Source organism: Rhodococcus sp. NPDC004095 (genome assembly GCF_053604015.1).
Map to the genome: position 1 here is coordinate 198,818 of NZ_JBSGGS010000003.1, position 25,247 is coordinate 224,064.

Sequence of the window (25,247 nt, forward strand, 5' to 3'; positions counted from 1 at the left end):
AAGTTGCGAGTGGCCCGGCGAGTGAAGTGTCAACTGACCGGACGGGGGCGGTGATAACATCAATGGTCGTTGTCCCGATCTCGGGTCACAGTCGAGTGGATGTCGGGCACATCCTGGCGGGTGCGCCTCGGTCTCGCTTGCCGCCCGCTCGGTATCGACGCGAAGTGTGCGCATCGAACCTGTCCCGATCGGCCCTTTCTGATGGATCGCGATGGGCGACCCGCGTCCGACGACTACGAGGAGCGCTGATGGTGCGCAAGGGCGACATCCTCGTCTCGGTCGGGCTACCGGTACGAGACGGTGCCGGGCGGATGAGCGACGTGGTCGAATCGGTACTTGCTCAGGACCACGCGAACCTCGAGCTGGTGATCTCTGACAACGCATCGTCCGACGGCACCGAGGACCTGTGCCGGAGTCTGGCCGCACACGACAGCCGCGTCGTCTATCGTCGCAACCCGGTCAATGTGGGAATCCTCAACAACTTCACCAACACCCTCAGGCTGGCCACAGGCACCTATTTCCGCTGGGTGAGCGACGACGATTGGCTACATCCGCACTGCATATCGCGAGCTCTCGACATCTTTACGGCCGACGACCGACTGGTCCTGGTGACCAACGAGATCGAGTACCGCGGTGAGGACGGCGTCCCGAGGATTGCCGCTTACAACGGGGCGGCCCTCGGTTCCAGCGATCCGGTCGCACGGTTCGCCGAGTATCTTCGTCTCCTCACCGACGAAAACCTACAGATCGACCCCCTCTACGGCACGCTCCGGCGCGAGTCCGTCCTGCACATCGGACGTCGCAACATGCTGCGAGAGGACGAGGTGTACGCCACCAAACTCGCGCTCGCTGGACCCTGGGGTCACGTGCCCGAGGTGCTCACGAGGCGAATCTGGAAGTACGAGAACATGTCAGTGCTGGCCCGCAGACTGGACGTGCCACCGTGGCAGGCACATTTCGCAACACTGTTGCAGTGCAGGGAGATGCTGCAATGGCTGACGCAGTGCGACCTCACCGAACAACAGCGCCGCACAGCCAGGCTTGCGGTGGCGCAAATGTACACACGCCGTCAGCGGATCTCGGCGGCTCGCCGCGGCCGCAAAGTCGTTCGCGTGGCGCGGGACCTGGTGCCACCCCTGTTGACAGCTCGGGGGACGCACCAAAGCCCACACGGGTGATCAGTTGAGCTCAGTCGGCTCGATGGACATTCGGCCCGTGGAGAAGTTTCTTCACCGTCTGCTTTGCCATACCCGACGCGCTCTTCAGCGCCATCAACCTCTGTTTGACATTCTCTTCGGGCCGAGGCTTGAACACGGTGGAATGCGATTCGCCGTCCCAATTGGCCGGTGGTTCCAGGGTGTAGTAGTAGCCCGCGAAGGAGCGACGAACGGCATCGGTGGGGCACGTCACCGCAGCGACCCCGTGAAAGCTGATCTCGCTGGTCTCGAAAACCACGCAGCGATTGAATATCGGATCGAACGAATGGATCCGTTCAGATACGTCGCGGTTCCACAGTTCGAGTTGACCTCCCCACTTCGACGACCAACCCTCGTTGAAGTAGACGAGAATGTTCAATCTACGGTGTAGTTTTCGGGCCTCGATGTAGTTGAAGTCGATGTGAACGTCGAGACGGCCCCGCCGTCCGGTTTGATGCAGGCCGCCCCCCACCAACTCGCTGTCCGCGAGCAGATGCGGAATGGTGAAGATCGACGATACCGCCGACAGGAACTCGGGCGTGGCGAGTGCATCGTTCAGCACCTTCAAGGCCGGCGGAAACTTCTCACTGTCCGTCACCTGGACCTTGTTCTTCTCGTTGATCGAACGGAACCGCTTCCCAGCCTTCTCGGCCTCTGCGTAACTCGGCCATGAGCGCAAGACCTCGTAAGCAAAGTCGGTGGTGAGAAAATCATCGATCACGACGTGCGGAAACGGAGTCGCAGCGAGCGCCTGCTGATGCAGGAGGTCACGATCGATCGCGCGGATCACTCCACTCGATGAACCCATGTCTCGTCCTCAGTTCGATGAAACTGCCTGAAGAATCGTCTGTCGTAGCCCCTAACCGTCGCGCCAGAGAACCGGCACCTCGACGAGGGACCAATCTCGAAGGGCCGCTTCATGAAATCCTCGAGGATCGAAATGTGATCATCGGTCCGGGACACTAACCGACGGCGATCGCGGGCGGGCAGGTTTCACAGTGGTCTTTCCGCTCCACGGCCGGAACAGGATCCAGGGCCGGAACAGGATCCAGGCTCCGACAGCCAGGAGGAACAAGCCGACCGAAACGTACGCGGTACCGGCGAGCGCCACAAGCGGATTGCGACTGCCGTCATCCCACAAGGAGCCGGCGGGCCCCAGTATGGACGTCGGACGAATTGCTCCCGGCGCAGATTCCTGCGGCCATGTCAGAAATACGACCAGCGGTGCCAGCAGAGCCCCTGCAAGTACCGGTCTCGTGGGGCTGAGCCGTATGGCAGTGGCGCCGAGCCAGACTCCCACCGGAACCATCCAGATCCAATGCTCGTGCCAACTGACGGGCGAGATCAGTAGACCGGTGATCGCGCATGCGAGCATTCCCGCCACGGGATCACCGCACCGATCCGCTCGAACCGCGACAGCGAGGCCACCGATGCCGATCGCCAGAGCAAGAACGAGCCAGACCGCCCCTCCGCTGTCGTCGAAGAATCTGATCACGGTCCCGTTGATCGACTGATTGGAGACGTCACCGACCGGAACGGGACCCAATAAATGAGCGGTATCTGCGAGCATTCCATCGAACCAGTACTTCACTGATTCCGCCGGAGCAACGAGGAAGCCGAGCCCCATCAGAATCAAAAACGTAACAACCGCATTGAGCGCAGCGCGAAATCGTCGCGTCAGCAGAAGATACAGAATGAATATCGCGGGTGTGATCTTTATCGCCGCGGCAACGCCAATGAGAATCCCAGCGAACCGCGGAAACCGCCCTCCGATCGCAAAGTCGGCCACCACCAGGAACATCAGCAGAATGTTGATGTTCCCCACATCGAGGGTGCCGTTCACGGGTTGGAGCCACAAGGCGCAACCAGTGACCCCGAGCGACGCCCCGGCAAGTCCTGCGTTCGGCCGGAAATCGAGCATTCGAAACGTCATCCAGACTACGGCCCACAAGGCGGCAATACCCAGCGCGAAGAGAAGTACCTCGACCGCGCCGAATGGGAGGGCAGACAGGGGACCGAACACCACAAGCGTGACTGGCGGGTAAATGAAGTAGGCCCCCGTGCCATGTAGTTGAACGTCGTAGACAGGAAGTCCGTGCTCGAAATTCCCTCCCCCCATCAGATACACAGCGAGGTCGTAAGAATCGAATCCGACAGCCCGTTTGAGAAACAAGAACGCTGCCAGTGCTACCACGAAGAGAATTGCGCCAGGAACAATCACCGCCGATGGCAGGACCCTCGCCGGCAAGGTTGGATGTGACATTTCAACCTCCGCGTGACCGTCCACGGGGCCGGGCGCCATCCGATCGCCATGCCGTTGCGGACGCAACAGGTTTCGTTGCCCCGCCCCAGGCAGTCAACTGCAGGCTCGGGCCGGGCGCACACTCGTCAACGTTGGGAATCGACAAGTTGCCTTCCAGCGTTCCAAGGATACAGCTGCTTGCCCAGTCCGTCACAGGCACAGATCCGCCCGGAATCGGGAAGCTTGCCCCCGGGGGCCCTGATGACCTGCCATCGGAATGGATCTCGGGCACCGTCAGCGAGTATCGGCTGATGCTCGTGAGGGTGATAGCATCTGTGGTCAGCGCCATACTGGGCGGCCGCGGCTGCTTCGATGCACCTATTCGAGCGCAACCGAGGGACGCCGACTCGCGTGTTCGACATGCGCACGGCCGGAGGGGTTATGCCCCACACAGTCCCACCTCATACAGATTTCACCTCATCGCTGGCGCGCCGACGAGAACCGGCGATCCAAGCGCTGCGGGGCGTCGCGGTGCTCCTCGTCGTGGCGGGGCATGTGATCGGTGCGACGGCCAGCCAAGGACTTCTCGCAGCGGACGATACGCCATGGCGGTACGCCTATCTCGCTCTCGCCGACATCCGCTTGCCACTGTTCACCGTGATCTCCGGGTACGTGTACGCCATGCGCCCGGTCGAGCATTGGCGAAATTTGCCGGGACTCGTCGCGGGAAAGTCGCGGCGCCTGTTGATCCCGCTGATCACTGTCGGCACGTTGCTCTACGTCGCGCTGGAGACGGTGCCGGACACAAATTCGAAGCCGAGTGGTGTTGCACTATGGCACACATACGTTTTCGGATTCGAGCACCTGTGGTTTCTCCAGTCGATCTTTCTCATCTTCCTGATCGTCGGACTTCTCGACAGCTGTGGCGCACTCGCCTCGCGACCATCGTGGGCCGTCATGACAATCGCCGCGTCTGTCGCCTTCGTAGTCGTTCACATCCCTCCGACTGCCGATGTCTTCACCATCAGCGGAGCTGTGCGACTGCTTCCATTCTTCCTGCTCGGTTACGGGTTGCGTCGGCACGCATTGTTCGATCTGCGTGGCAACCAAGCCCTGCTCGCGGTCGCAGCGTTCGCCGCCGTGTATTCCGTGCGCCTGCTCGTTGTCTTCAGGGTGTACCGCATCGACGCGCACTCCGACCGGGCGCTCACGATCGCCGTCGGGGCAATCGCAGTCGTCTTGATCTACTCAGCCCGCCACCTGGCGAATGCCCGGGTGCTGGTGTGGATCGGTGGATTCTCGTTCGGCATCTACCTTTTCCACGTCTTCGCGACGGCGGCCTCACGCATTGCCCTCGAGCATCTCGGTCTGCACGCACGGCCTGAGCTGTTCGTCGTGGGACTGGTGGCCGGTATCGCCGCACCTATCGCATTGCAACTAGCCGTGCGGAGGACGCGCGTTCTTCACACGCTGCTGTTCGGGGAAAAGACGCGGACCCGGGGCAACCCCCAGCCTGCTCCTGTGACGATGCCGCGCATTCGAAGACCCTGGACGTGGACCATCGGCCAAACGTGAGGGTATCCGCAACGGGTCGAGCTCGGCAAGCAGCCTCGCCCTGGTGGCCTGCTCGATCACCTTCTCCGCCAACGCAAGAGCCGGCTGCGCCATCGCGATCCAGTCCCGACAGCTGGGCGCCTTCTCCGCCGCCTTCACGACCTCCCAAACCCGCTCCTGCTCGGCAACATCGATCGGCCGATGTGACCGTTGGCCAGATGGGACTGGGCCGTGACAGTGTGGTCACCACAGTGCGTGCGACGCCCTCGGCTGCGAAAAGGTCAGTGGCCGACGCCTGCGCAATCCGCGAATGGAACAGCACCTGCAGCACCAGATCATCCAGCTCCTCACGGAGTCGACCGGATCGCCCTCCTCCATCGCGTCGAGCAGCTCGTAGGTCTCCTCGAGCAGGTACCGGCGCAGCGAGTCGTGGGTCTGGGTGACCTCCCAGCCGCCGTACGATCACAGCCGGTCCATTACCTCGGCGGCCTCGACGAGACCGTCCCCGAGCCGACCTCGGCGCTACGCGGGTGTCCCCACCACGTCCCCGCTCCATCGTCTGGGAGTAACGCTTCAGCTACCACCTCGGATACTTACTGGAAAGTAGGAACAATGTCCGGGGGGACCAATGAAGCTCGTCATTCGCGCCGGCCGCTCCATCACGGCCACCGCGCTCGCCGCCGCGGTCACCACGACCGTCGCGCTGGTCGCACCCGCGGCGCAGGCCGACAACCTCGACAACTACCTCGACCTGCCGCTGGTCAACCGAGACGCCTCGGTCTCACCGGGCGGCGTAAATCCCGCTCTGCCCAATGACCCCGATGTGCTGCGCGGGTTCCTCGACCAGGCCCGCGCCACGGGGGTCGCGCCAACCAGCTATGCGGCCCTGCTGCACCAGTACTGGCTCACCGACGTCACCCGCACTGCCGGTATCGACCTCGCGTCGTGGGATCCGCGGGCCGGAGTGAAGGCCAACCGGGACAACCTGATCCGCTCGTACCGCTACTACGAGGACCTGCAACTCGACCACCGCGAGCTGCAGTGGGCCGGGATGGGCGGCCAGGTCGGTGCCGACTTCGGTGGCGGTCTCGCCGACTTCGACCTCCTCACCGACGCCTACGACCTGCCCGGGCTGAGCCGACTGTCGCGGGCCGTCGTCACCACCGTCGCCGACGCCGCGGGCCCGCAGGCCGTGGCCCAGCTCCCAGAGGGGCTGCGTGCCCTCGCCTCGGCGGGCGAGACGATCACTGCCGAGGACCTGCGCTACATCCTGGGCATGATCCTGGTGATGCAGAAGAACATCTTCTCCGACCTGATGCCGATGCACCGCGCATACGTGACCGGCGGCCGGCCAGCGCTCGAGGAGATGCACCGCGCCGGCCTGTTCGGCGACGACATCCTCGACGCCTGGTACGACATCGCGTCGAACGATGCCGAGCGTGTCGCCCGGGGCAACGGGACGCTGCTGCGCCGCGAACAGGGCGTCATCATCAAGGATCAGTGGGACGCTGTGCGCAGCTACAAGGGCGATGTCGGCGAGGCGATCACCTACCTGTCGACCGTTGCCGCCTCGCCGTCGGTCGCGGGAGTGACGCCGCCGCGGTCCGTCCGCCCGATCCAGGTGAGCGTCACGCTGCCCAACGGTCGTGCCACTACGGTGACGACACCGCTGCCCTCGTGGAACTGGTCGGTCTTCGAGGATCGTTGGGACTACATCAACGCGGAGCTGTTGCCGCGCTACAAGTTCCAGGTCGAAAACAACTGGCCGATGCTCGAGGCGCAACTGCAGGTACCCTACGAGACCCAGTTCAAGTCGAAGCGTCCCCTGCTGACGTTGCCGCAGTTCTTCGACTCCGCCCTGCGCAACACGAAGGTCGAGGTGTCCTGATGCGGATCGCTCCCCTGGTCCCCACCGCTGCGCTGGCGGCGGTGGCCGCACTCGCCTGCGCCGCACCGGCGTCCGCCGATCCCGCCGCGCCGCCGGTGTCCACGCCCGCCATCGGCGAGGTCGTCACCGGCTTCTCGCTGGAGGCGCTCGAGCAGGGACGTTTCGCGACCCGCGCCGAGTTCGACGCGGGCCTGGCCGCCGACGACCCGTTCTACGCCGAGCCGGCGCTGACGGGCTCCGAACGTCCCGGCACCCTGCTCAAGGAGAAGAAGGTCGACGTCCAGTTCGCCGCCTATCGACCGGCGAACCTCGATGCATGGAAGATCATGTACGTCACGTCGGATCTCGATGGCAGCCCCACCATCAGCACCGGCATCGTGATGATTCCGGTGGACGGCACCCCGAACTCCGAACGTCAGGTGATCTCCTACCAGCAGGCCAACGACAGCATCGGCGCGAAGTGCCATCCGAGCTCGCAGTGGACGGGCGCCAACCCGCTCGACGGATCGTCGTGGTCCGCGCTCGGCCCGCTGGCACAGATGTTCAACCGGGGCCAGGCCGTGGTGATCAGTGACGTCGGCAACGACGCGGATCCGAACCCGCACGGCGTGTTCGCGGGCCGCTTCGGAGGCAAGGCACAACTGGACGCGATCCGCGCGGCGCTCACCCTCGACGAGGCCGGGCTGAACCCGAAGGCACCGATCGGACTGTTCGGCATCGCCGGTGGCGGCGTCGGGGCGGCCTTCGCCGCCGAGTACCACGACACCTATGCGCCGGAGCTCGACATCCGCGCGACGGTGCTCGAGGGGATGGTGGTCGACCAGCGGAACTTCATCCGGATGGCGGACGGGTCGGTCGGCGCGGGATTCGCCTTCGCCACGTTGCTCGGCCTCGAACCCCGTTACCCGGAGATGCGTATCGACGAGAAGCTGACCCCACTCGGCAAGGAAGTCGCGGACTGGTACCGCACACAGTGCCAGACCCCCGCCTACTTCACGTTGCCGTTCGCACCGCTGAATGCACTGTTCATCGGCGGCGCCTCCCCCGCCGACATCCCGGACTTTCAGCACGTCTACGCCGACAACGAACTCGGCCGCGGTGCCGCGCCCCGGTCGAAGGTGCTGATCACCTCGTGCCGCGCCGATGACTCCCCGATGTCGCTGGTACCGGCGCAGGATTCGCGAGATCTCACCGACCGGTACCGGGCCGGCGGCACCGATGTCACCTATGCGGGCACCGATTGCAGCACGGAGCGTTTCGTCGGGAACATGTACGGCTGGGGAACCGACCTGTTCGGCATGCAGACGATCGACTGGCTGACGAAGACCGTGCGGGAGGGCTGACCCGCTCCGATCGGGTCTGCCCTTCGTCGGCGACCGCCGGGAGCCACTCATGGGGTTCCAGGCGGTCGCCGACGGTCTAGGCGGCCTCGGAGAGGAACCGAGCCATGTCCTCCGGGATCGGGACGTGCGTCGTGAGTCCCACGGCCGTACGTCCGGTGTTGCCGGAGGGATATCGCCGCAGGGCGGCGGCGGGCGCGGCCACGACAATCCGCAGGAGCTGCCCGGCGGCCTCACGCCAATCCCGTTGCCGCAGAGCAAGGGCGAGCATCGCGAGATGGTTGCGGGTGTGCAGCCACGCGTGGTGCTGAGACAGGATGTGAGCCTGCTCGAGGTGCGTCCACTTCTGTGCTTCGTCGTACGCAGTGCGGGCGTCGTACATCTCGGCGGAGTACGCGGCGCGAACACGCGCGGGCATCGTCATCGACAGTTCCTTCGGCTCGGTGTCGACCACCCTTAGCTGCTGAACTGGCTCAGGACGCCGCCGAGCAGGCTCTGCGTGCCTACGGCGGCCAGGCGGCGTCCGGTACGAGTAGCCATGAATGTTGTCCCTTCGGCCTCGCCTCGACGATCGTCGCGAACGATGCTGGTCAGCCCGTCACAAGCGGGTGGCGGCAGGTGTGGTGCGCTGTGCGCGAATTCATCCTGACCCAGGAATACTTAGGGGACGCTGAGTAGCGCTACAGACGGTCCGGGCGGCACGGTTACTGTCGGAGCCGTGCTACCCCGAATCCCGGCGTGGGCGAGCCGGGCCCGGCGGCGGGCGAAACCGGTCCGCATCCGCCTGACGCTGCTGGCCACCCTGTTGGTTGCGGTCACGCTGACCGCCGCCGCCGCGGTGGTGCTCGTCGCCATCCACAACTCGTCACGGCACTCCGCCGACGTGGCCACCACTGCGAGAGCCAGGCAGATCGCGGCGGTCGCCGAGTCCGAGGGACTCGGCGCTCTCGACGCGTCGCTGCTGACCGCAAGCCGGTATGTCGACATCATCCAGGTCGTCGACGGTTCCGGGCGGGTCGTCTTCAGCGACGTGCGCTACCCGACCGGACCGCTCAGCCCCGGTCTGGCGCCTGGCGAGGAGACGCGGGTCGGCGGCCTCAGGACGACGCCCGACGGTCCGGGATTCCGAGCCGCGCTGGTCGGCGTGACCACCCCCGACGACGGTCCGGTCACGGTCGAGGTGGGCGCATCCGAAGGACGCCTCGACTCGCTCGTCCACCTCGTCGCCAAGCTGGGCGCCGTCGTGATCCCGCTCATCGTGCTCGGGACGGCGCTGCTGACCTACTGGTTCGTCGCGCGCACCCTGAAACCGGTCGACGACATCCGCAAACGGGTGGACGACATCTCGGGCGGAAACCTCGATCAGCGTGTCCCCGTACCGGACACCGGCGACGAGATCGCGACGCTGGCCAGCACCATGAACGCGATGCTCGACCGCATCGACACCGCCCGGACCCAGCAGATGCGGTTCGTGAACGATGCGTCACACGAGCTGAACAGCCCGCTCACCACGCTGGTCGGCCTGCTCGATCTGTCCCGAACGAAGCAGCTGCCCATCGATCCCGAGACCGTCGAGACGGTCATGCTGCCCGAAGCCCTCCGCCTCCAGGGCATGGTCTCGGATCTGTTGTTCCTGGCACGCGCCGACGAAAAGGGCGTCCCGCTGCGAGTCGCCGATGTGGACCTCGACGACGTGGTCAGCGCGGAGGTCGCCCGCCTCGAGGCACTCGGTCGCCACACGATCACGGCGAGCATCGTGGCGGCCCGAGTGCGAGGCGACGGGGAGAAACTGGCCCGCGCCCTGCGAAACATCGCGGACAACGCTGCCCGCCACACCCGTGACCGCCTCGACTTCGCCATCACCGTCGACGCCGATCGCGGCCACGTGTGCGTGACCGTCTCCGACAACGGGCCCGGCATCGCCGACGCCGACAAGGAACGTGTCCTGCAACGGTTCGTCCGCCTCGACACCGCCCGCGAACGGGGTAGCGGCGGTTCGGGGCTCGGTCTGGCGATCGTCAGCGAGATCGTGCATGCACACCACGGACAGGTGGTCGTCGCCGACGGACGAGACGGTGCCACCGTCGGATTCACCCTGCCGTTGCCGGATGGCTAGCCGCCGCCGTCGGCGGCAAGCCGATACCCGACACCGCGGACCGTCTCGATCGCCTTGCACCCGAACGGCGCGTCGATCCGCTTTCGGAGGTAGCTGACGTAGACCTCCACGACGTTCTCGTCACCGCGATAGTTGACGTCCCACACGGACTCGAGGATCCCGGCCTTCGTCACAACTTCACCCTTGTGCCGCATCAGGTACTCGAGCATTCCGAATTCCCTTGGTGTCAAGGTCAGTTCGACATCGCCTCGCCTGGCGACATGAGCCGCCGGGTCGACGGTGAGAGATCCTGCGGTCAGCACCGCCGGTCGCACCGGTGCACCACGGCGCACCAGCGCCCGCAGCCGCGCGATCAGCACGACGAACGAGAAGGGTTTCGTCAGGTAGTCGTCGGCACCGAAATCGAACGCATCGGCCTGGTCGTACTCGCCGTCCTTTGCGGTCAGCATCAGCACGGGCGTCCACACACCTTCGTGCCGCATCTGCCGCACCACCTCGTACCCGTTGAGGCCGGGCATCATGATGTCGAGGACCACGACGTCGAAATGCTCTGTGCTCGCCTTCTCCAGGCCCTCGCGACCGTCGTGGACCACGTCGACGACCCAACTCTCGGCCACGAGCATGCGGCGCACCGTCTCCGCGACGTTGCGGTCATCCTCCACCACGAGTATTCGCACGGCCTTCACTATCCCCCGTCACGCCCGGTCGTAGTGAGGTCACCTCGGAGAACTTCGTCACCACGTGACGCGTGCAGGAGGCACCCGCACGCTACACACCGTCCCGCGGTCGGACCGTCGGCTCGCCGTCACCAGACCTGCGACCAGGTCGCGGGTGCGATCGCCCCGGAGTCCGGCCCGGCCCTGCGCGCCGCCTGCTCGGCCGCCCGGATCCGCGCAGCGAAGGCCAGGACGGCCTTGCGAAGCATGTCCTCGGCGTTCTCGCCCACGACGATCCGCACGACCCGCAACTCCTCGGGCACCAGCTCGGCAGGCAGCCCCGCCCTGGTGGCCCGCTCGATCACCTTCTCCGCCAACGCAAGAGCCGGCTGCGCCATCGCGATCCCGTCCAGACAGGAGGCGCGCGCCTTCTCCGCCGCCTTCGCGACCTCCCACGCCCGCTCCTGCTCGGCGACATCGATCGGGCCGGTGTGACCGTTGGTCAGATGCGGGCTGCGCAGGGCGAGCTTGGTGACCAGCCCCCGTGCCACGTCGTCGACGGTGAACGGGTCGGTGGCCGACTCCTGTGCGATCCGGGAATGGAACAGCACCTGCAGCAGCAGATCGCCCAGCTCCTCGCGCAGACCGACCGGGTCGCCCTCCTCGATCGCGTCGAGCAGCTCGTAGGTCTCCTCTAGCAGGTACCGGCGCAGCGAGTCGTGGGTCTGGGTGACCTCCCAGCCGCCGTACGACCACAGCCGGTCCATCACCTCGGCGGCCTCGACGAGACCGTCCCCGAGTCGACCGCCCTCGTCGCTCACGCGGGCGCCCCCACCGGGACGGACACGTCCACGGCTCCCGCGGCCTTGCCGTCCATCGCCAGCAGGAAGTCCGCGATGTACTGCAACAGCTGCACATCCCGCACCCGGTCGGAACCGACACCCCCGGTCCGCGGCAACGGCATCTGCACCATGCCGGTGGTCGCCCGGTACTGCGCCGCCGAGTACAACCTCTTGAGCCGCAACTGCTTCGAGTCCGGCAGCTGCATCGGCGAGATCTTCAGCTGGGTACCGGTGACGGCCACCTCCTCGATCCCGTACTCACGGCACAGCAACCGCAGCTTCGCCACCGACACCAACCGGCCGACCTCCTCCGGCAGCGCACCGTAACGGTCGACGAGTTCGTCGATGACAGCGGTGATCTCGTCGTCGTTGCCCGCGGCCGCCAGCTTGCGATACGCCTCGAGCCGCAACCGGTCGCTGGTGACGTAGTCCGGGGGGATGTGCGCGTCCACCGGCAGGTCGATCCGCACCTCCTTCGGTGCCTCGTCGGTGGTGATCGGCCGGCCGTCCGCGACGGCGCGGTACGCCTCCACCGCCTCACCGACCAGGCGCACGTACAGATCGAAACCGACACCGGCGACGTGCCCGGACTGCTCGGCACCCAACACGTTTCCGGCGCCACGGATCTCGAGGTCCTTCATCGCGACGGCCATGCCGGCACCGAGGTCCGAGTTCTGCGAGATGGTCGCGAGCCGGTCGTACGCGGTCTCGGTGAGCGGCTTCTCCGGCGGATACAGGAAGTAGGCGTACCCACGTTCCCGGCTGCGCCCGACCCGACCGCGCAGCTGGTGCAGCTGCGAGAGACCGAGCGAATCTGCCCGCTCGACGATCAGGGTGTTGGCGTTGGAGATGTCGAGCCCGGTCTCGATGATCGTGGTGCACACCAGCACGTCGAACTCGCGCTCCCAGAAGCCCTGCACGGTCTTCTCCAGGGTCTCCTCGTTCATCTGACCGTGCGCGACCACCACCCGAGCCTCCGGAACCAGGTCACGAATCCGCTTGGCAGCCTTGTCGATCGAGCTGACCCGGTTGTGCACGTAGAACACCTGGCCATCGCGGAGCAGCTCACGCCGGATCGCGGCAGCGACCTGCTTGTCGGCGTAGGCACCGACGTACGTGAGGATCGGGTGCCGTTCCTCCGGCGGAGTGAGAATCGTCGACATCTCCCGGATGCCGGCCATGCTCATCTCCAGCGTGCGCGGAATCGGGGTGGCCGACATCGTGAGCACGTCGACGTGGGTCCGCAGCGCCTTGATGTGCTCCTTGTGTTCGACGCCGAACCGCTGCTCCTCGTCGACGACGACGAGACCGAGGTCCTTCCACCGCACCCCGGTCTGCAGCAGCCGGTGGGTCCCGACCACCACGTCGATCTCGCCGTCGGCCAGCTGCGCGATGATCTCCTTCGACTCACCGGGATCGGTGAACCGGGACAGCCCCCGCACCTTGACAGGGAAGCTGGCCATCCGCTCGGTGAAGGTCTGCAGATGCTGTTGCGCGAGGAGGGTGGTCGGCACCAGCACCGCGACCTGCTTGCCGTCCTGGACGGCCTTGAAGGCGGCCCGCACCGCGACCTCGGTCTTGCCGTAGCCGACGTCGCCGATGACGACCCGGTCCATCGGGACCGGCTTCTCCATATCCGCCTTGACCTCGTCGATGACGGTCAGCTGGTCCTGGGTCTCGGTGAACGCGAAGGCGTCCTCCATCTCCTTCTGCCACGGGGTGTCCGGGCCGAAGGCGTGACCGGGCGCCGCCTGCCGGGCGGCGTACAGCTGGACGAGCTCGCCGGCAATCTCCCGAACCGCCTTGCGTGCCTTGCGTTTCGTGTTGGCCCAGTCTGATCCGCCGAGCTTGCTCAGCGCGGGCATCTCGCCGCCGACGTAGCGGGAGAGTTGGTCGAGGGATTCCATCGGGACGAACAGCCGGTCGCCGGGGTGGCCGCGTTTGCTCGCCGCGTACTCGATCACCAGGTACTCGCGGCGGGCGCCGCCGACGGTGCGCTCGACCATCTCGACGAATCGGCCGATGCCGTGCTGGTCGTGCACCACCATGTCGCCGGCGGTCAGTGCCAGCGGGTCCACCTGGTTGCGCCGCTTCGGCGGCAGCTTCCGGCCGTCACCGGCCGCGGCGACCCGGTTGCCGGTCAGATCCGACTCGGAGACCAGCACCAGCCCGACGTCGGGGCGCTGCGCCGGAAGGATCAGTCCGCTCTGCAGGGTGCCGCACAGCACGGACACCTGCCCGCGTGCCGGTTCGGCGCCCGGCGCCAGCAGTGCCGCGGGCACCTCGGCGTCCCACAGGCGTTCGAGTACCCGCTGCGCGGTGCCCGATCCGGCGACGACGATCGCGGCGCGGCCGCCGGTGGTGACGTGGGCCCGCAGCATCACGAACAACTCGGCGAGCAGTTCGTCCGATCCGCGGACCTCGGGTGCGGCCTGGAGGTCGAGCACCAGTTCGGTGTCGCTGCCCGACGCCAGCGGGCTGACCGTCCACCAGGGTCGCCCCTGCTCCACCGCGCTCTCGTGCACCTGCCGCAGCGTCCGGTACGCCGACGCCGCCAGGTCCACACCGGACACCCCGACGCTGGAGGTGTCGAGAGTCGAGGTGTCCAGCGGTGCCTCCGCGCCGATCGAGGCCGCGGTCCATGAGGCCTCCAGGAACTCCTGGCCGGTGCGCACCAGATCGGTTGCGCGGGTGCGGATTTTCTCCGGGTCGCACAGCAGGACGTGGGTTCCGGCAGGCAGCGCCTCGGTCAGCAGCACCAGCTCCCCGTTCTGCAGCACGGGCAGCAGCGCCTCCATGCCGTCGACGGGGATACCGGCGGAGAGCTTGTCGAGCATTTCAACCAGGGCCGCGTCGGCCTGGTTGTCCTGCGCCAGGGCCGACGCGCGGTCCCGGACCTTCTCTGTGAGCAACAGCTCCCGGCACGGCGGCGCGATCAGGGTGGTCACGGTCAGCTCCGGCAGCGAGCGCTGGTCCGCGACCGAGAAGGACCTCAGCTCGGTGACCTCGTCGCCCCAGAACTCCACACGCACAGGGTGATCAGCGGTCGGCGAGAAGATGTCGAGGATGCCGCCGCGGACGGCGAACTCGCCGCGCTTACCGACCATGTCGACCCGCGTGTACGCCATCTCGACGAGCCGCGTGATCAGTTCCTCGAACGGGACCTCGCTCCCGACCCGCAGGTTGACCGGTTCGATCTCGCCGAGGCCCGGAGCCATCGGCTGCACCAACGAACGCACGGTGGTGACGACGATCCGAAGCGGCGGACCGTAGTCGGCGTTCTCGGGGTGTGCCAGCCGACGCAGCACCTCGAGCCGGCGACCGACGGTGTCGGCTCCGGGCGAGAGCCGCTCGTGCGGCAGGGTCTCCCACGAGGGGAACTGGGCGACCGCGTCACCGAGAATCTCCCGGAGTTCCGTCGTGAGGTCGTCGGCCTCGCGTCCGGTCGCGGTGACCAGCAGCAGCTGACTGTGCTCGGCGATCGCCGTCGCGAGGAAGGGCCGGACGGGGTTCGGTGCGACAAGCGCGAGTTCCGCACGACCGAGGGCGTCCCGGACCGCGTCGAAGGCCGCACCTGCGAGCGCGACCCGGGCAATGCCCGCGAGCGGAAGATGCGCCTGACCGGAATCCGGGTTGGCCGTGGACAGCGTCGATGGCATGTGAATGTGACCGCCCCTGGATCGCCGAACGAGTACGGCCGCCGTGTCGACGACCACGGTCGATTCTAGGCCGGGTGACCGACCGTCCCGGACCCCGGCCACCGCCGGGTCGGGCCCGTGTCATGGCCGGGAACGGCGCGATGTCACCGCCGCGAGCGGCGGTGGGCGAACTGCCGGAAGTACTCGACCTTCGACGGCTCGACCAGGGCGGGCAGCATGAAGTGCCAGGCCCGCTCCAGGCGGGCGGACACCTGGTCGAGCGTTCCCGTCGCGTGCGCGACCACCCGCACGCCGAACAGCGTCTCGAAGATGAAGGTCCCGACCTCGTCGGGGTCGGCGGCGGGGTCGACGTCCCCCTCCTCCTGGGCCCGGCGCGCCAGCGCGACCTGGTACTGCTGCCAGGTGGCGACGACATTGTCGCCGGTCCCCCGGTGGTCGCCGATCTCGTGGTGGAGGCGGAACATCGCGGCGACGACCGGATCGGCTGCCGCGACGTCGGTCACCAGGTAGGACAGCCCGATCATGACTTCGAGGGCCGGGTCGCGCAGGTCCGTCAGCGGCGCGCCTGCGGCCTCGACCTTGCGCGTGCCCTCGTCGATCACCCCGCGCGCGAGGTCTTCCTTGGACGCGAAATGGAAGTACAGTGAGCCCTTGGTGACCCCGGACTTGGTGATGATGTCGCTGAGGTTCGCCGCCGCGTAGCCGTCGCGGGCGAAGATCTCCGCGGCCGCCGACAGGACGGCGTTCCTGGTCGCCTCGGCGCGTTCCTGCCTGACCATGACCGCCCTCGTGGTGAACGCCGCGTGAAGCACCACGCTCCACGTCAAGTGTGTACGAAACGTAACACGCAACTGGTCAGCACTCGTACATTCGAACCAGAAGTTGTATTCGGGCGGGTCGGACGAACTCGGCGGCGGACCCTCTCACTCGCCGAGTTGCGGATCCGCTTCCAGGTTCGTCAGTCCGTTCCAGCAGAGGTTCACCAGGTGCGCGGCCACGACCTCTTTGGACGGGGTGCGCTCGTCGAGCCACCACGTCGCGGTCGTCGCGACCATCCCCACCAGCGCCTGCGCGTACAGCTGTGCCAGCTCGGGATCGAAGCCGCGCCGCGAGAAGTCGCCCGCCAGGATGTGCCCGACCCGAGAGACCGCCTCGTTGAGCAGGCTCGAATAGGTCCCCTCCTCGGCGGAGACGGGTGAGTCGCGGACCAGGATGCGGAAGCCTTCGGTCCGTTCCTCGACGTACGTGAGCAGTGCCAGCGCCGCACGCTCGACCCTGACCCGGGACCGGTTCTGTTCCAGGGAACTGGTCACCATCTCCAAGAGCACGGACATCTCGCGATCGACGACCACAGCGTAGAGGCCTTCCTTGCCGCCGAAGTGCTCGTAGACGACCGGCTTGGACACATTGGCGCGAGCGGAGATCTCCTCGATCGAGGTGGCGTCGTAACCGCGCTCGGCGAACACGCTGCGCCCGATCTCGATCAGCTGCTCGCGGCGCTGCGTTCCGGTCATCCGGGTCCGGGGCGGTTTGTCGGCGGGAGCCTGCTTGCCGGCGGGGGCCTGCGGTGGTCGCGACATGCCGTCAGCGTATCGGCAGGTCTCGCCGAACCGGCCGAGGCGCCCTCGGAAGAATTTCCGGCGAGGCGGTTGGCAAGGACGCCAGTCGTCATGCGAGGATCTAGGGCGCACAGCGGACCGCCGAAGCCGGGGTTTCGATCCCTGGATGTTCTGCGAATCCGCAGGCAATCCGCCGTAGTGTAATGGCAGCACCTCTGATTTTGGTTCAGATAGTTCAGGTTCGAGTCCTGGCGGCGGAGCGAGGCTTGCGGAGTTGACGCATGCGCGCGCATTCACGAAGAAGACAACGACGCAGGGCCACAAAACTGCAGGTGCACGACCCTGCAGATGCAGAACACTGTCGATTCCGAGGGAGCTTCATGCCGATCGAGACCGCCGTGATCGTCCTTGCCGCGGGTGCGGGGACACGGATGCGGTCGAAGACCCCGAAGGTCTTGCACACCCTCTCCGGCCGCTCGATGCTCGCGCACTCGCTGCACGCGGCAGCGGAGCTGGACCCGGCACACCTGGTGGTCGTCGTCGGACACGAGCGGGACGCGGTCGGCGCCGCGGTCGCGGAGGTGGCCGCGGAACTGGGCCGCGAGATCGTCACCACCGTCCAGGAGGAGCAGAACGGCACCGGCCACGCCGTCGAGTGCGGCCTGTCCGCGTTGGCGGAGGACTTCACCGGGACGGTCGTCGTCACCTCGGCCGATGTGCCGCTGCTCGACGGCCACACCCTCCGAGGGCTGCTCGACGAGCATCTCGCGGAGCCGACGCAGGCGGGTGCGACGGTCCTGACCTTCGTCCCCACAGACGCCAACGGATACGGCCGGATCGTGCGGGACGCCAACGGGGAGGTGTCGGAGATCGTCGAACACGCGGACGCCACGCCGGAACAGGTCGCGATCACCGAGGTCAACTCCGGTGTGTACGCCTTCGACGCCCAGGTGCTCAGGGACGCCGTGTCGCGGCTGGATTCGAGCAACGCACAGCACGAGTTCTATCTCACCGACGTGGTGAAGATCGCCCGGCAGTCGGGCCGGGACGTGTACGCCGCGCAGCTGGCCGACTCGGGCAAGGTGGCCGGCGCCAACGACCGGGTGCAGCTGTCCGCGCTCGCGCGGGACATGAACCGGCGGATCCTCGAGGCCCACATGCGGGCCGGGGTGACCATCGTCGATCCGGCGACCACCTGGATCGACGTCGAGGTGACCATCGAACGGGACGCGACGATCCGGCCCGGCGTCCAACTGCACGGTCGCACGTGGATCGGTGAGGACGCGGTGGTCGGTCCCGACTGCACCCTCACCGACGTGAAGGTCGGAGCCCGCGCGTCGGTGGTACGAACGCACGGCGACGACGCGGTGATCGGCGCGGGTGCCACGGTCGGCCCGTTCACCTACCTGCGCCCGGGCACCGTGCTCGGAGAGTCCGGCAAACTGGGCGCATTCGTCGAGGTCAAGAACTCCGACATCGGCGATCACACGAAGGTGCCGCACCTCACGTACGTCGGCGACGCGAGCATCGGCTCGCACAGCAACATCGGGGCGTCGAGCGTCTTCGTCAATTACGACGGCGTCAACAAGACCCGTACCGTGGTGGGGTCGCACGTGCGGACCGGGTCGGACACGATGTTCGTCGCCCCGGTCCGAGTGGGCGACGGCGCGTACACCGGGGCGGGCACCGTCCTGCGCGAGGACGTGCCGCCGGGGGCGCTGGCCGTCTCCGGAGGCAAGCAGCGCAATATTGAAGGCTGGGTCGAGCGCAATCGTCCCGGCACGGCGGCCGCCGAGGCGGCCGCTTCCGCACAGCAGCAGCACAACGAGAACACGAGCAAGGACGGCGAAGAGTAGTGACCGCGAATTGGATCGACAACCAGAAGAACCTGATGCTCTTCTCCGGTCGCGCACACCCGGAACTGGCAGAACAGGTCGCCAAGGAGCTGGACATCCAGGTCACCCCGCAGACCGCCACCGACTTCGCCAACGGTGAGATCTTCGTCCGGTTCGAGGAGTCGGTGCGCGGCTCCGACGCGTTCGTGCTGCAGAGCCACCCGGCGCCGCTGAACCAGTGGGTGATGGAGCAGCTGATCATGATCGACGCGCTCAAGCGGGGCTCCGCCAAGCGCATCACCGCGATCCTGCCGTTCTACCCGTACGCCCGCCAGGACAAGAAGCACCGCGGCCGTGAGCCGATCTCGGCCCGCCTGATCGCGGACCTGCTCAAGACCGCAGGTGCGGACCGGATCATCACCGTCGACCTGCACACCGACCAGATCCAGGGCTTCTTCGACGGACCGGTCGACCACATGCACGCCCTCGGCCAGCTCGCCCAGTACGTGCGCGAGAACTACGGCACCGACAACGTCTGCGTGGTCTCCCCCGACGCCGGTCGCGTCAAGGTCGCAGAGAAGTGGGCCGACGCCCTCGACGGCGCGCCGCTGGCATTCGTGCACAAGACCCGCGACCCGCTGGTCCCGAACCAGGTCAAGTCGAACCGCGTCGTCGGTGACGTCAAGGGCCGTACCTGCGTGCTGATCGACGACATGATCGACACCGGCGGCACGATCGCCGGTGCGGTGAAGGTACTCAAGGACGCCGGCGCCGGTGACGTCGTCATCGCCACCACGCACGGCGTGTTCTCCGATCCCGCCGCCGAGCGCCTCGCCACCTGCGGCGCCAAGGAGGTCATCGCGACCAACACGCTGCCGATCCCGGAGGAGAAGCGCTTCCCCACCCTGACGGTGCTGTCCATCGCCCCGCTGCTCGCACGCACCATCAAGGAGGTCTTCGAGAACGGCTCGGTGACCTCGCTGTTCAACGGCGTCGCGTAGAGGCCACCTGGAGGGATGTCCGATGCCGGCGCACGGAGCCCGCGACCTGCGGGGCCTCCGTGTGCTGGTCACCGGATCCGCCGGATTCATCGGCCGCTCGGTCACCCGTGCGTTCACCGCATCGGGCGCCGACGTGCATGGTGTCCTCCGGTCTAGACCCCCACACGGCGACGGGGTACGCCGGTATTACGCCGATCTGACCGATCCGGACGCGACAACGGACATCCTGCGGTCGTTACGACCCGAGATCGTCATCCATCTTGCGAGTCACGTCTCGGGCAACCGATCACTGGAACTCGTCGCAACGACGCTGCGTGACAACCTCATATCCACCGTCAATGTCCTCACCACCGCCTGCAACCTGGGCACCCCCCTTGTGATGCTGACCGGGTCGATGGACGTCACCGATCCGCCGTCCGTGCCAAGTTCGCCCTACGCCGCTGCCAAGTCGTCGGCCGCGACATACGCCGACATGTTCCGCTCGCTATACGGTCTGCCTGTCGTCACGCTGCGTCCGTTCATGGTCTACGGTCCCGGCCAGACCGATGAGACGATGCTCGTGCCTTATGTCATCAGAACACTGCTGGCAGGCGAGTCCCCGCAGTTGAGCCGCGGTTCCCGCGAAGTCGACTGGGTGTATGTCGACGATGTCGCGGCCGCATTCGTGGCCGCCGCCAAGGCTGCCGACGAACGAATCCTCGGACGCACCTTTGATATCGGCACAGGAGTGACTACCAGTGTCCGGCGGGTCGTCGAACGCATCGCTGCCATGGTCGCCGACGGCGACGATACCGATCGTCGGGCAGAACCCGAGTTCGGTGCGCTGCCCGATCGACCATTGGAGTTCGGCCGGATCGCCGATCCGCGCCCAGCCTTCGAGACTTTCGGCTGGTCGCCGACGACGCCACTGGACGAGGGACTTGCGCGAACCGTCGCGTGGTACCGGCAACATCCCTGAGCCTTGTGCCGGTGCCTGATTCGCTTCAGCTCTCACCAGTCCACTGGGGTGGTCGAGCAGTCGACTCGTACTCGATCGCCACGTCTTCGGCGATACGGTCGAGGTCCCGCGCCCGCAGGAAGTCCCGTAGGGACGTGCCAGTGCATTCGGAGTCGAGGTTCGGCGCCTCCCGACACGCGATCACGTCGTCGAGATTCACAGTCCTGAAGTCGATGCTGAACCTCGTCCTTCCCGAGCCGTTCGGCACTGTCGAGTGCAGTTGGTTTCCGGAGAACAACATCACGCCGCCCGGCTCGGTGACCACTCGGACCTGGGGATCGAGCTCGATCGGCTCCTCGGGTCTGGGCTGGTCCCGGGTATCGGAGTGGATGTGCTCGGCTGCGGTGGACCGGCTCGATCGGTTCCACTCGTAATAGTCGTATCGGCGAGAACCGTTGCGCACTCCCGTCGTCCAGTACCGCGGATGGAACGCCATCACGTTTTCGGGAACCACCGGATAGATGGGGATCCACCAGTTGATCTGGCAGAAGGGTGCGGAATACCACGTGTCCCGATGCGGATGAAAGGCATAGGAAATCCCCGATGTCAGGTAGTCATCCGCGGTAGAGGTGCGCAGCCGAGGAACATCGAAATAGGTCCTGTCGAGATCGCATCCGAACTCGTCGAGCATGGTCCGGATCAGGGTCTTCGACGTCGGGTGGTGAATGAACCTCGGTTTGAGGTCCGCGAGCAACGCGGAAAACTCCTCGACAGGCATCCGATACTGCGCTGTTTCCGGATCCAGTTCCCCGAATGCGGCGACGATCAGCGCACGGGCATGCTCGGCGAGGGCTGCAGGGCCCGGACCCGCAGGGTAGGCAAACACATCACCCCCGTAGAGGCGCCCTCGCCGGGTGTCATCGTCCATCTGTGGATTGGTAAAAATGGTCGTCACGGACCCACCTCCCGAAGTGGCGCGGGCGGCCTGAAACCATCCGGTCGCTCTCGCGACGCATCTCGCCAAGCATGCCCCGTGTCTCGTTTCCCGGTCAATGCTCGGAGATCGTGTGCGCCGCCTCGTACGACGCGCGTGCTCTTGCGAAACGGGCGATTCTGTGCCCGTACACCGGCTAGTGCCGACTACCCTCGATTCTGTGTCCGGTCGCCGGCTCCGCGTTGCCTTACTCGGGATCAACTACGAACCCGAGTCGACCGGAATCGCCCCGTACACGACCGGCCTGGCTGCCGGCCTCACTGCCCGCGGCCACGAAGTCGAGGTACTGACCGGGTATCCGCACTACCCGCAGTGGCGGGTCGCCGACGGCTACCACGGGTTCCGCACGCACGAGTATCACGACGGGGTGCACGTGCGCCGGTTTCGGCATCCGGTACCGCGCCGCCATTCCGGAATCGGACGAGCCTCGATGGAGCTCGCCTTCGGGATGCAACTGCTGTCCGCCCGGTGGGGTCGGCCGGACGTCGTCGTATGTGTGAGTCCGCCATTGCTCGCCACCGCGCTGGCCGCGGCCCGTGTTCACCTGACACCCAATCGACCGGCCCTCGGCATCGTCGTGCACGACCAATACAGCCGCGGTGTGGTCGAGACCGGGATGCTGTCGGGCAATGCGGTGCGGGCCGTACGGGCTGTCGAGTCCGCTGCCGCCCGGTCCGCGGACGGTGTCGCCGTCATCCACCCCGGGTTCTGCGCCGATCTGGTGGACCGACTCGGTGTCGATCCCGGCCGGATCCGCGTCATCCGAAACTGGACCCATGTCAAGCGCCCCGACCCCGGCGCGGCCGCCGCATTTCGCGCGGCGCGGGGCTGGTCCCCCGACGACACCATCGTCGTGCACGCCGGCAACATGGGCGCGAAGCAAGGCCTGGAGAACGTGATCGCCGCCGCCCGCCTTGCCGGCCCGGACCCGTCTCGGGTGCGGTTCGTCCTCCTCGGCGATGGCCACCAGCGGCCCCGACTGGAGGTGGCGGGCGCCGGACTGCCCAACCTCGAATTCCTGTCCCCGGTTCCCGAGGACGACTTCCCCTCCGCACTCGGTGCCGCGGACGTCCTACTGGTCAACGAACTTCCGGGTGTCGCGCAGATGGCCGTACCGAGCAAGCTGACTTCGTATTTCGCCGCCGGCCGCCCGGTCCTCGCCGCCACCGATCCCGGCGGATTCACCGCCGGCGAGATCGACGAGTCCGGCGCCGGCGTCTGCGTACCCGCCGGACGGCCGGAACTACTTCTGCGGGAGGCGGTTCGGCTGGGGAGGGACCGCAGCCTGGCAGACCGGTTGGGAGCGGCCGGCCGCCGCTACGTGACCGAGCGACTGTCCCCGGTCGCGGCGCTGGATCGTTACGAACGGTGGGTCGGGGAACTCGCCACCTCCCGGCGGGTTCGGACGCAGGAGGAGGCACCTCGATGACCCGACGCGCGCTTATCACCGGGATCACCGGCCAAGACGGCTCCTACCTTGCCGAGTTCCTCCTTGCAAAGGACTACGAAGTGCACGGAATCATCCGCCGCGCATCGACCTTCAACACCGGCCGGATCGAGCACCTGTACGTCGACCCGCACACTCCCGACGCCCGCCTGCACCTCCACTACGGCGACCTCCTGGATGGATCGCGCCTGGTCACGCTGTTGGCCGAGATCGCCCCCGACGAGGTGTACAACCTCGGTGCGCAGTCGCACGTCCGGGTCAGCTTCGACGAACCCGAACTGACGTCGGAATCGACCGCACTCGGCACCGTTCGCCTGCTCGAGGCGATCCGGCACGTGGGTCTGAACTGCCGCTTCTACCAGGCGTCGAGTTCCGAGATGTTCGGATCCTCACCGCCTCCGCAGAACGAGAACACCGCACTTCATCCCCGGTCCCCCTATGGCACGGCCAAGCTGTTCTCGTACTGGTCGACCCGGAACTACCGGGAGGCATACGGGATGTTCACCGTCAACGGCATCCTGTTCAATCACGAATCACCCCGCCGCGGAGAGACATTCGTGAGCCGGAAGATCACCCGCGCGGTCGCCCGGATCCGGGCCGGACTGGACGAGCATGTGTACCTGGGCAACATCGATGCGGTACGGGACTGGGGATACGCCCCCGAGTACGTCGACGGGATGTGGCGGATGCTCCAGGCGGACGCACCCGACGAGTATGTTCTGGCCACAGGAACCGGCTACTCGGTGCGGGAATTCCTCACTGTGGCCTTCGATCTCGTCGGTCTCGACTGGGAGCGATACGTGCGGTTCGACGATCGGTACCGGCGACCGGCCGAGGTCGACATAGTCATCGGGGACGCCGCCAAGGCCCACGCGGTCCTGGGATGGAAGCCTCAAGTTCTCATGCCCGAACTGGTGAAGATCATGGTCGAAGCGGACATCCGCGCCCTGGAATCCGGAGGTGCCGCCCACGTCGACCGTCCGGTGATACCGGGGTGGCCGCGCGGCACCGAGATGCGTCACCTCCGATAGTCGTCCCGATGGTCGAGGAACCACTCGTACATCGACTTCACACCGTCACCCAGCGGGATCCTCGCCCGCCACCCGAGATCGGTCAGTCGGCTCACATCGAGGAGCTTGCGTGGTGTGCCGTCCGGTTTGGTCAGGTCCCAGGCAATCTCGCCGTCGAAGCCGACAACCTCGGCAACCAGCTGCGCAAGCTCGGCGATCGTCAGATCCACCCCGCTACCGACATTGAGCGGGAGTGAGTCGTCGTAGGTGGCGAGCAGGAAGTGACATGCCGAGGCCAGATCGTCCACGTGCAGGAATTCGCGTCGTGGTTGCCCGCTGCCCCAACAGGTCACCGATGGCGCCCCGCCGCGGGCCGCGTCGTGAAAGCGGCGGATCATGGCGGGGAGGACGTGGCTGGCGTGCGCCGCGAAATTGTCACCGGGCCCGTACACGCTCGCAGGCATCACCGAGATGTACGGCAGTCCGTACTGGGCGCGGATCGCCCTGACCTGGGCGACTCCGGCCAGCTTCGCGATCGCATATGCCTCGTTGGTCTCCTCGAGGCGGCCGGTGAGCAGCGCCTCCTCCCGAATGGGCTGCTCGGCGAACTTCGGATAGATGCAGCTCGATCCGAGAAACAGAAACCGCGGCACGCCCGCCGTGACAGCGCCGTCGAGCAGGTTGAGCTGGATCCGCAGGTTGTCCGACAGGAATTCCGTCGGCCGGGCATCGTTGGCGGCGATACCGCCCACACGCGCGGCGGCATCGATCACCACATCGGGCCGCACGTCATCGAGGAATGCGATCGTGGCACGGGGGTCGCGAAGGTCCAGCTCCTCGGACGTGCGGCCGATCAGGTTGACGAAGCCGGCCTCGGTGAAATGCCGCCACAGCCCGGCCCCGACCAGTCCCCGGTGGCCGGCGATGTAGATGCGGGTGTCCCGCGCCAGCATCTCGAGCGCCATGGAGCC

General features: G+C 66.6%; 20 protein-coding genes, 1 tRNA gene and 1 pseudogene. 11 read left to right on the forward strand and 11 right to left on the reverse strand.

The genetic code is table 11. The annotated features are described in order from the left end of the window. Window positions 1-248: 248 nt before the first annotated feature. Window positions 249-1,178 (forward strand): glycosyltransferase family 2 protein, encoded by a 930-nt coding sequence (locus tag ACWEPG_RS07010; RefSeq protein ID WP_450114111.1) that lies wholly within the window; start codon window positions 249-251, stop codon window positions 1,176-1,178. A gap of 10 nt (window positions 1,179-1,188) precedes the next feature. Here ACWEPG_RS07010 and ACWEPG_RS07015 read toward each other — a convergent pair whose 3' ends face one another. After that, complete coding sequence (locus ACWEPG_RS07015; protein ID WP_450114110.1) at window positions 1,189-2,004, reverse strand: 2OG-Fe(II) oxygenase; 816 nt, start codon at window positions 2,002-2,004, stop codon at window positions 1,189-1,191. 138 nt (window positions 2,005-2,142) lie between these two features. Then, window positions 2,143-3,459 carry a glycosyltransferase 87 family protein gene (locus tag ACWEPG_RS07020; protein WP_450114109.1) on the reverse strand — a complete coding sequence of 439 codons (1,317 nt, stop codon included), beginning with the start codon at window positions 3,457-3,459 and terminating at the stop codon, window positions 2,143-2,145. A 420-nt stretch (window positions 3,460-3,879) separates the two neighbouring features. Between ACWEPG_RS07020 and ACWEPG_RS07025 the strand changes: the two genes are divergently transcribed. Continuing rightward, window positions 3,880-5,013, forward strand: a complete 1,134-nt coding sequence (locus ACWEPG_RS07025; RefSeq protein ID WP_452594256.1) for an acyltransferase family protein — start codon at window positions 3,880-3,882, stop codon at window positions 5,011-5,013. Between the two features lie 222 nt (window positions 5,014-5,235). On the opposite strand, the pseudogene ACWEPG_RS07030 reads toward ACWEPG_RS07025, so the two are convergent. Continuing rightward, window positions 5,236-5,418 (reverse strand): annotated as a pseudogene (locus tag ACWEPG_RS07030) (hypothetical protein); the annotation flags it as partial. Window positions 5,419-5,620: 202 nt separating this feature from the next. On the opposite strand from ACWEPG_RS07030, the gene ACWEPG_RS07035 reads away from it, so the two are divergent. Further along, window positions 5,621-6,880, forward strand: a complete 1,260-nt coding sequence (locus ACWEPG_RS07035; RefSeq protein WP_452594135.1) for a hypothetical protein — start codon at window positions 5,621-5,623, stop codon at window positions 6,878-6,880. Then, window positions 6,880-8,223 carry a lipase family protein gene (locus tag ACWEPG_RS07040; protein WP_452594136.1) on the forward strand — a complete coding sequence of 448 codons (1,344 nt, stop codon included), beginning with the start codon at window positions 6,880-6,882 and terminating at the stop codon, window positions 8,221-8,223. Before ACWEPG_RS07035 ends, ACWEPG_RS07040 begins: the two co-directional genes overlap by 1 nt. Before the next feature lie 76 nt (window positions 8,224-8,299). On the opposite strand, the gene ACWEPG_RS07045 is transcribed toward ACWEPG_RS07040, so the two are convergent. Beyond that, window positions 8,300-8,674, reverse strand: coding sequence for a DUF3703 domain-containing protein (locus ACWEPG_RS07045; protein WP_450114105.1), 375 nt, complete (start codon window positions 8,672-8,674; stop codon window positions 8,300-8,302). Between the two features lie 264 nt (window positions 8,675-8,938). Between ACWEPG_RS07045 and ACWEPG_RS07050 the strand changes: the two genes are divergently transcribed. Beyond that, window positions 8,939-10,336, forward strand: coding sequence for an ATP-binding protein (locus tag ACWEPG_RS07050; protein ID WP_452594137.1), 1,398 nt, complete (start codon window positions 8,939-8,941; stop codon window positions 10,334-10,336). Here ACWEPG_RS07050 and ACWEPG_RS07055 read toward each other — a convergent pair. The 5 genes from ACWEPG_RS07055 to ACWEPG_RS07075 form a co-directional block, all read right to left on the reverse strand. Next, complete coding sequence (locus ACWEPG_RS07055; protein ID WP_450114103.1) at window positions 10,333-11,013, reverse strand: response regulator transcription factor; 681 nt, start codon at window positions 11,011-11,013, stop codon at window positions 10,333-10,335. The two genes, ACWEPG_RS07050 and ACWEPG_RS07055, sit on opposite strands and share 4 nt — an antisense overlap. A gap of 128 nt (window positions 11,014-11,141) precedes the next feature. After that, a complete protein-coding gene (locus ACWEPG_RS07060) occupies window positions 11,142-11,813 on the reverse strand; it encodes a MazG family protein (protein WP_450114102.1) in 672 nt (223 codons plus the stop codon). Beyond that, window positions 11,810-15,493 (reverse strand): transcription-repair coupling factor, encoded by a 3,684-nt coding sequence (gene mfd, locus ACWEPG_RS07065; protein WP_452594138.1) that lies wholly within the window; start codon window positions 15,491-15,493, stop codon window positions 11,810-11,812. The genes ACWEPG_RS07060 and mfd overlap by 4 nt, the downstream gene beginning before the upstream one ends. A 143-nt stretch (window positions 15,494-15,636) precedes the next feature. After that, a complete protein-coding gene (locus tag ACWEPG_RS07070) occupies window positions 15,637-16,272 on the reverse strand; it encodes a ScbR family autoregulator-binding transcription factor (RefSeq protein ID WP_452594139.1) in 636 nt (211 codons plus the stop codon). Between the two features lie 144 nt (window positions 16,273-16,416). Then, window positions 16,417-17,007, reverse strand: a complete 591-nt coding sequence (locus tag ACWEPG_RS07075) for a TetR/AcrR family transcriptional regulator (protein ID WP_450114162.1) — start codon at window positions 17,005-17,007, stop codon at window positions 16,417-16,419. 234 nt (window positions 17,008-17,241) lie between these two features. On the opposite strand from ACWEPG_RS07075, the gene ACWEPG_RS07080 reads away from it, so the two are divergent. The 4 genes from ACWEPG_RS07080 (at window position 17,242) to ACWEPG_RS07095 (ending at window position 20,846) form a co-directional block, all read left to right on the forward strand. Continuing rightward, a tRNA-Gln gene (locus ACWEPG_RS07080) sits at window positions 17,242-17,312 on the forward strand. Between the two features lie 120 nt (window positions 17,313-17,432). Further along, complete coding sequence (gene glmU / locus ACWEPG_RS07085; RefSeq protein ID WP_450114099.1) at window positions 17,433-18,908, forward strand: bifunctional UDP-N-acetylglucosamine diphosphorylase/glucosamine-1-phosphate N-acetyltransferase GlmU; 1,476 nt, start codon at window positions 17,433-17,435, stop codon at window positions 18,906-18,908. Further along, the gene (locus ACWEPG_RS07090) at window positions 18,908-19,888 is read left to right on the forward strand and encodes a ribose-phosphate diphosphokinase (RefSeq protein ID WP_450114098.1); all 981 of its coding nucleotides are present in this window, start codon (window positions 18,908-18,910) and stop codon (window positions 19,886-19,888) included. The genes glmU and ACWEPG_RS07090 overlap by 1 nt, the downstream gene beginning before the upstream one ends. A 61-nt stretch (window positions 19,889-19,949) precedes the next feature. After that, on the forward strand, window positions 19,950-20,846 hold the full coding sequence (locus ACWEPG_RS07095) for an NAD-dependent epimerase/dehydratase family protein (protein WP_452594140.1): 897 nt from the start codon (window positions 19,950-19,952) through the stop codon (window positions 20,844-20,846). 25 nt (window positions 20,847-20,871) lie between these two features. Here the strand turns inward: ACWEPG_RS07095 and ACWEPG_RS07100 are convergent, their stop codons facing one another. Continuing rightward, window positions 20,872-21,780, reverse strand: a complete 909-nt coding sequence (locus tag ACWEPG_RS07100; protein ID WP_450114096.1) for a hypothetical protein — start codon at window positions 21,778-21,780, stop codon at window positions 20,872-20,874. A gap of 199 nt (window positions 21,781-21,979) precedes the next feature. Here ACWEPG_RS07100 and ACWEPG_RS07105 point away from each other — a divergent pair, with 199 nt between their 5' ends. Both ACWEPG_RS07105 and gmd read left to right on the forward strand, forming a co-directional pair. Beyond that, window positions 21,980-23,248 carry a glycosyltransferase family 4 protein gene (locus tag ACWEPG_RS07105; RefSeq protein ID WP_452594141.1) on the forward strand — a complete coding sequence of 423 codons (1,269 nt, stop codon included), beginning with the start codon at window positions 21,980-21,982 and terminating at the stop codon, window positions 23,246-23,248. Continuing rightward, a complete protein-coding gene (gene gmd / locus ACWEPG_RS07110) occupies window positions 23,245-24,297 on the forward strand; it encodes a GDP-mannose 4,6-dehydratase (RefSeq protein ID WP_452594142.1) in 1,053 nt (350 codons plus the stop codon). Before ACWEPG_RS07105 ends, gmd begins: the two co-directional genes overlap by 4 nt. Here gmd and ACWEPG_RS07115 read toward each other — a convergent pair. Then, window positions 24,285-25,241: a GDP-L-fucose synthase family protein gene (locus ACWEPG_RS07115; protein ID WP_452594143.1), complete on the reverse strand. Its 957-nt coding sequence runs from the start codon at window positions 25,239-25,241 to the stop codon at window positions 24,285-24,287. The two genes, gmd and ACWEPG_RS07115, sit on opposite strands and share 13 nt — an antisense overlap. Window positions 25,242-25,247: the final 6 nt, after the last annotated feature.

Excerpts from the sequence above, each read along its gene's own strand:
- ACWEPG_RS07025 (WP_452594256.1), top strand. The coding sequence starts at position 3,880 with ATGCCCCACACAGTCCCACCTCATACAGATTTCACCTCATCGCTGGCG.
- glmU (WP_450114099.1), top strand. The coding sequence starts at position 17,433 with ATGCCGATCGAGACCGCCGTGATCGTCCTTGCCGCGGGTGCGGGGACA.
- ACWEPG_RS07040 (WP_452594136.1), top strand. The coding sequence starts at position 6,880 with ATGCGGATCGCTCCCCTGGTCCCCACCGCTGCGCTGGCGGCGGTGGCC.
- ACWEPG_RS07035 (WP_452594135.1), top strand. The coding sequence starts at position 5,621 with ATGAAGCTCGTCATTCGCGCCGGCCGCTCCATCACGGCCACCGCGCTC.
- ACWEPG_RS07115 (WP_452594143.1), bottom strand. The coding sequence starts at position 25,241 with ATGGCGCTCGAGATGCTGGCGCGGGACACCCGCATCTACATCGCCGGC.
- ACWEPG_RS07015 (WP_450114110.1), bottom strand. The coding sequence starts at position 2,004 with ATGGGTTCATCGAGTGGAGTGATCCGCGCGATCGATCGTGACCTCCTG.
- gmd (WP_452594142.1), top strand. The coding sequence starts at position 23,245 with ATGACCCGACGCGCGCTTATCACCGGGATCACCGGCCAAGACGGCTCC.
- ACWEPG_RS07070 (WP_452594139.1), bottom strand. The coding sequence starts at position 16,272 with ATGGTCAGGCAGGAACGCGCCGAGGCGACCAGGAACGCCGTCCTGTCG.
- mfd (WP_452594138.1), bottom strand. The coding sequence starts at position 15,493 with ATGCCATCGACGCTGTCCACGGCCAACCCGGATTCCGGTCAGGCGCAT.
- ACWEPG_RS07075 (WP_450114162.1), bottom strand. The coding sequence starts at position 17,007 with ATGACCGGAACGCAGCGCCGCGAGCAGCTGATCGAGATCGGGCGCAGC.
- ACWEPG_RS07020 (WP_450114109.1), bottom strand. The coding sequence starts at position 3,459 with ATGTCACATCCAACCTTGCCGGCGAGGGTCCTGCCATCGGCGGTGATT.
- ACWEPG_RS07010 (WP_450114111.1), top strand. The coding sequence starts at position 249 with ATGGTGCGCAAGGGCGACATCCTCGTCTCGGTCGGGCTACCGGTACGA.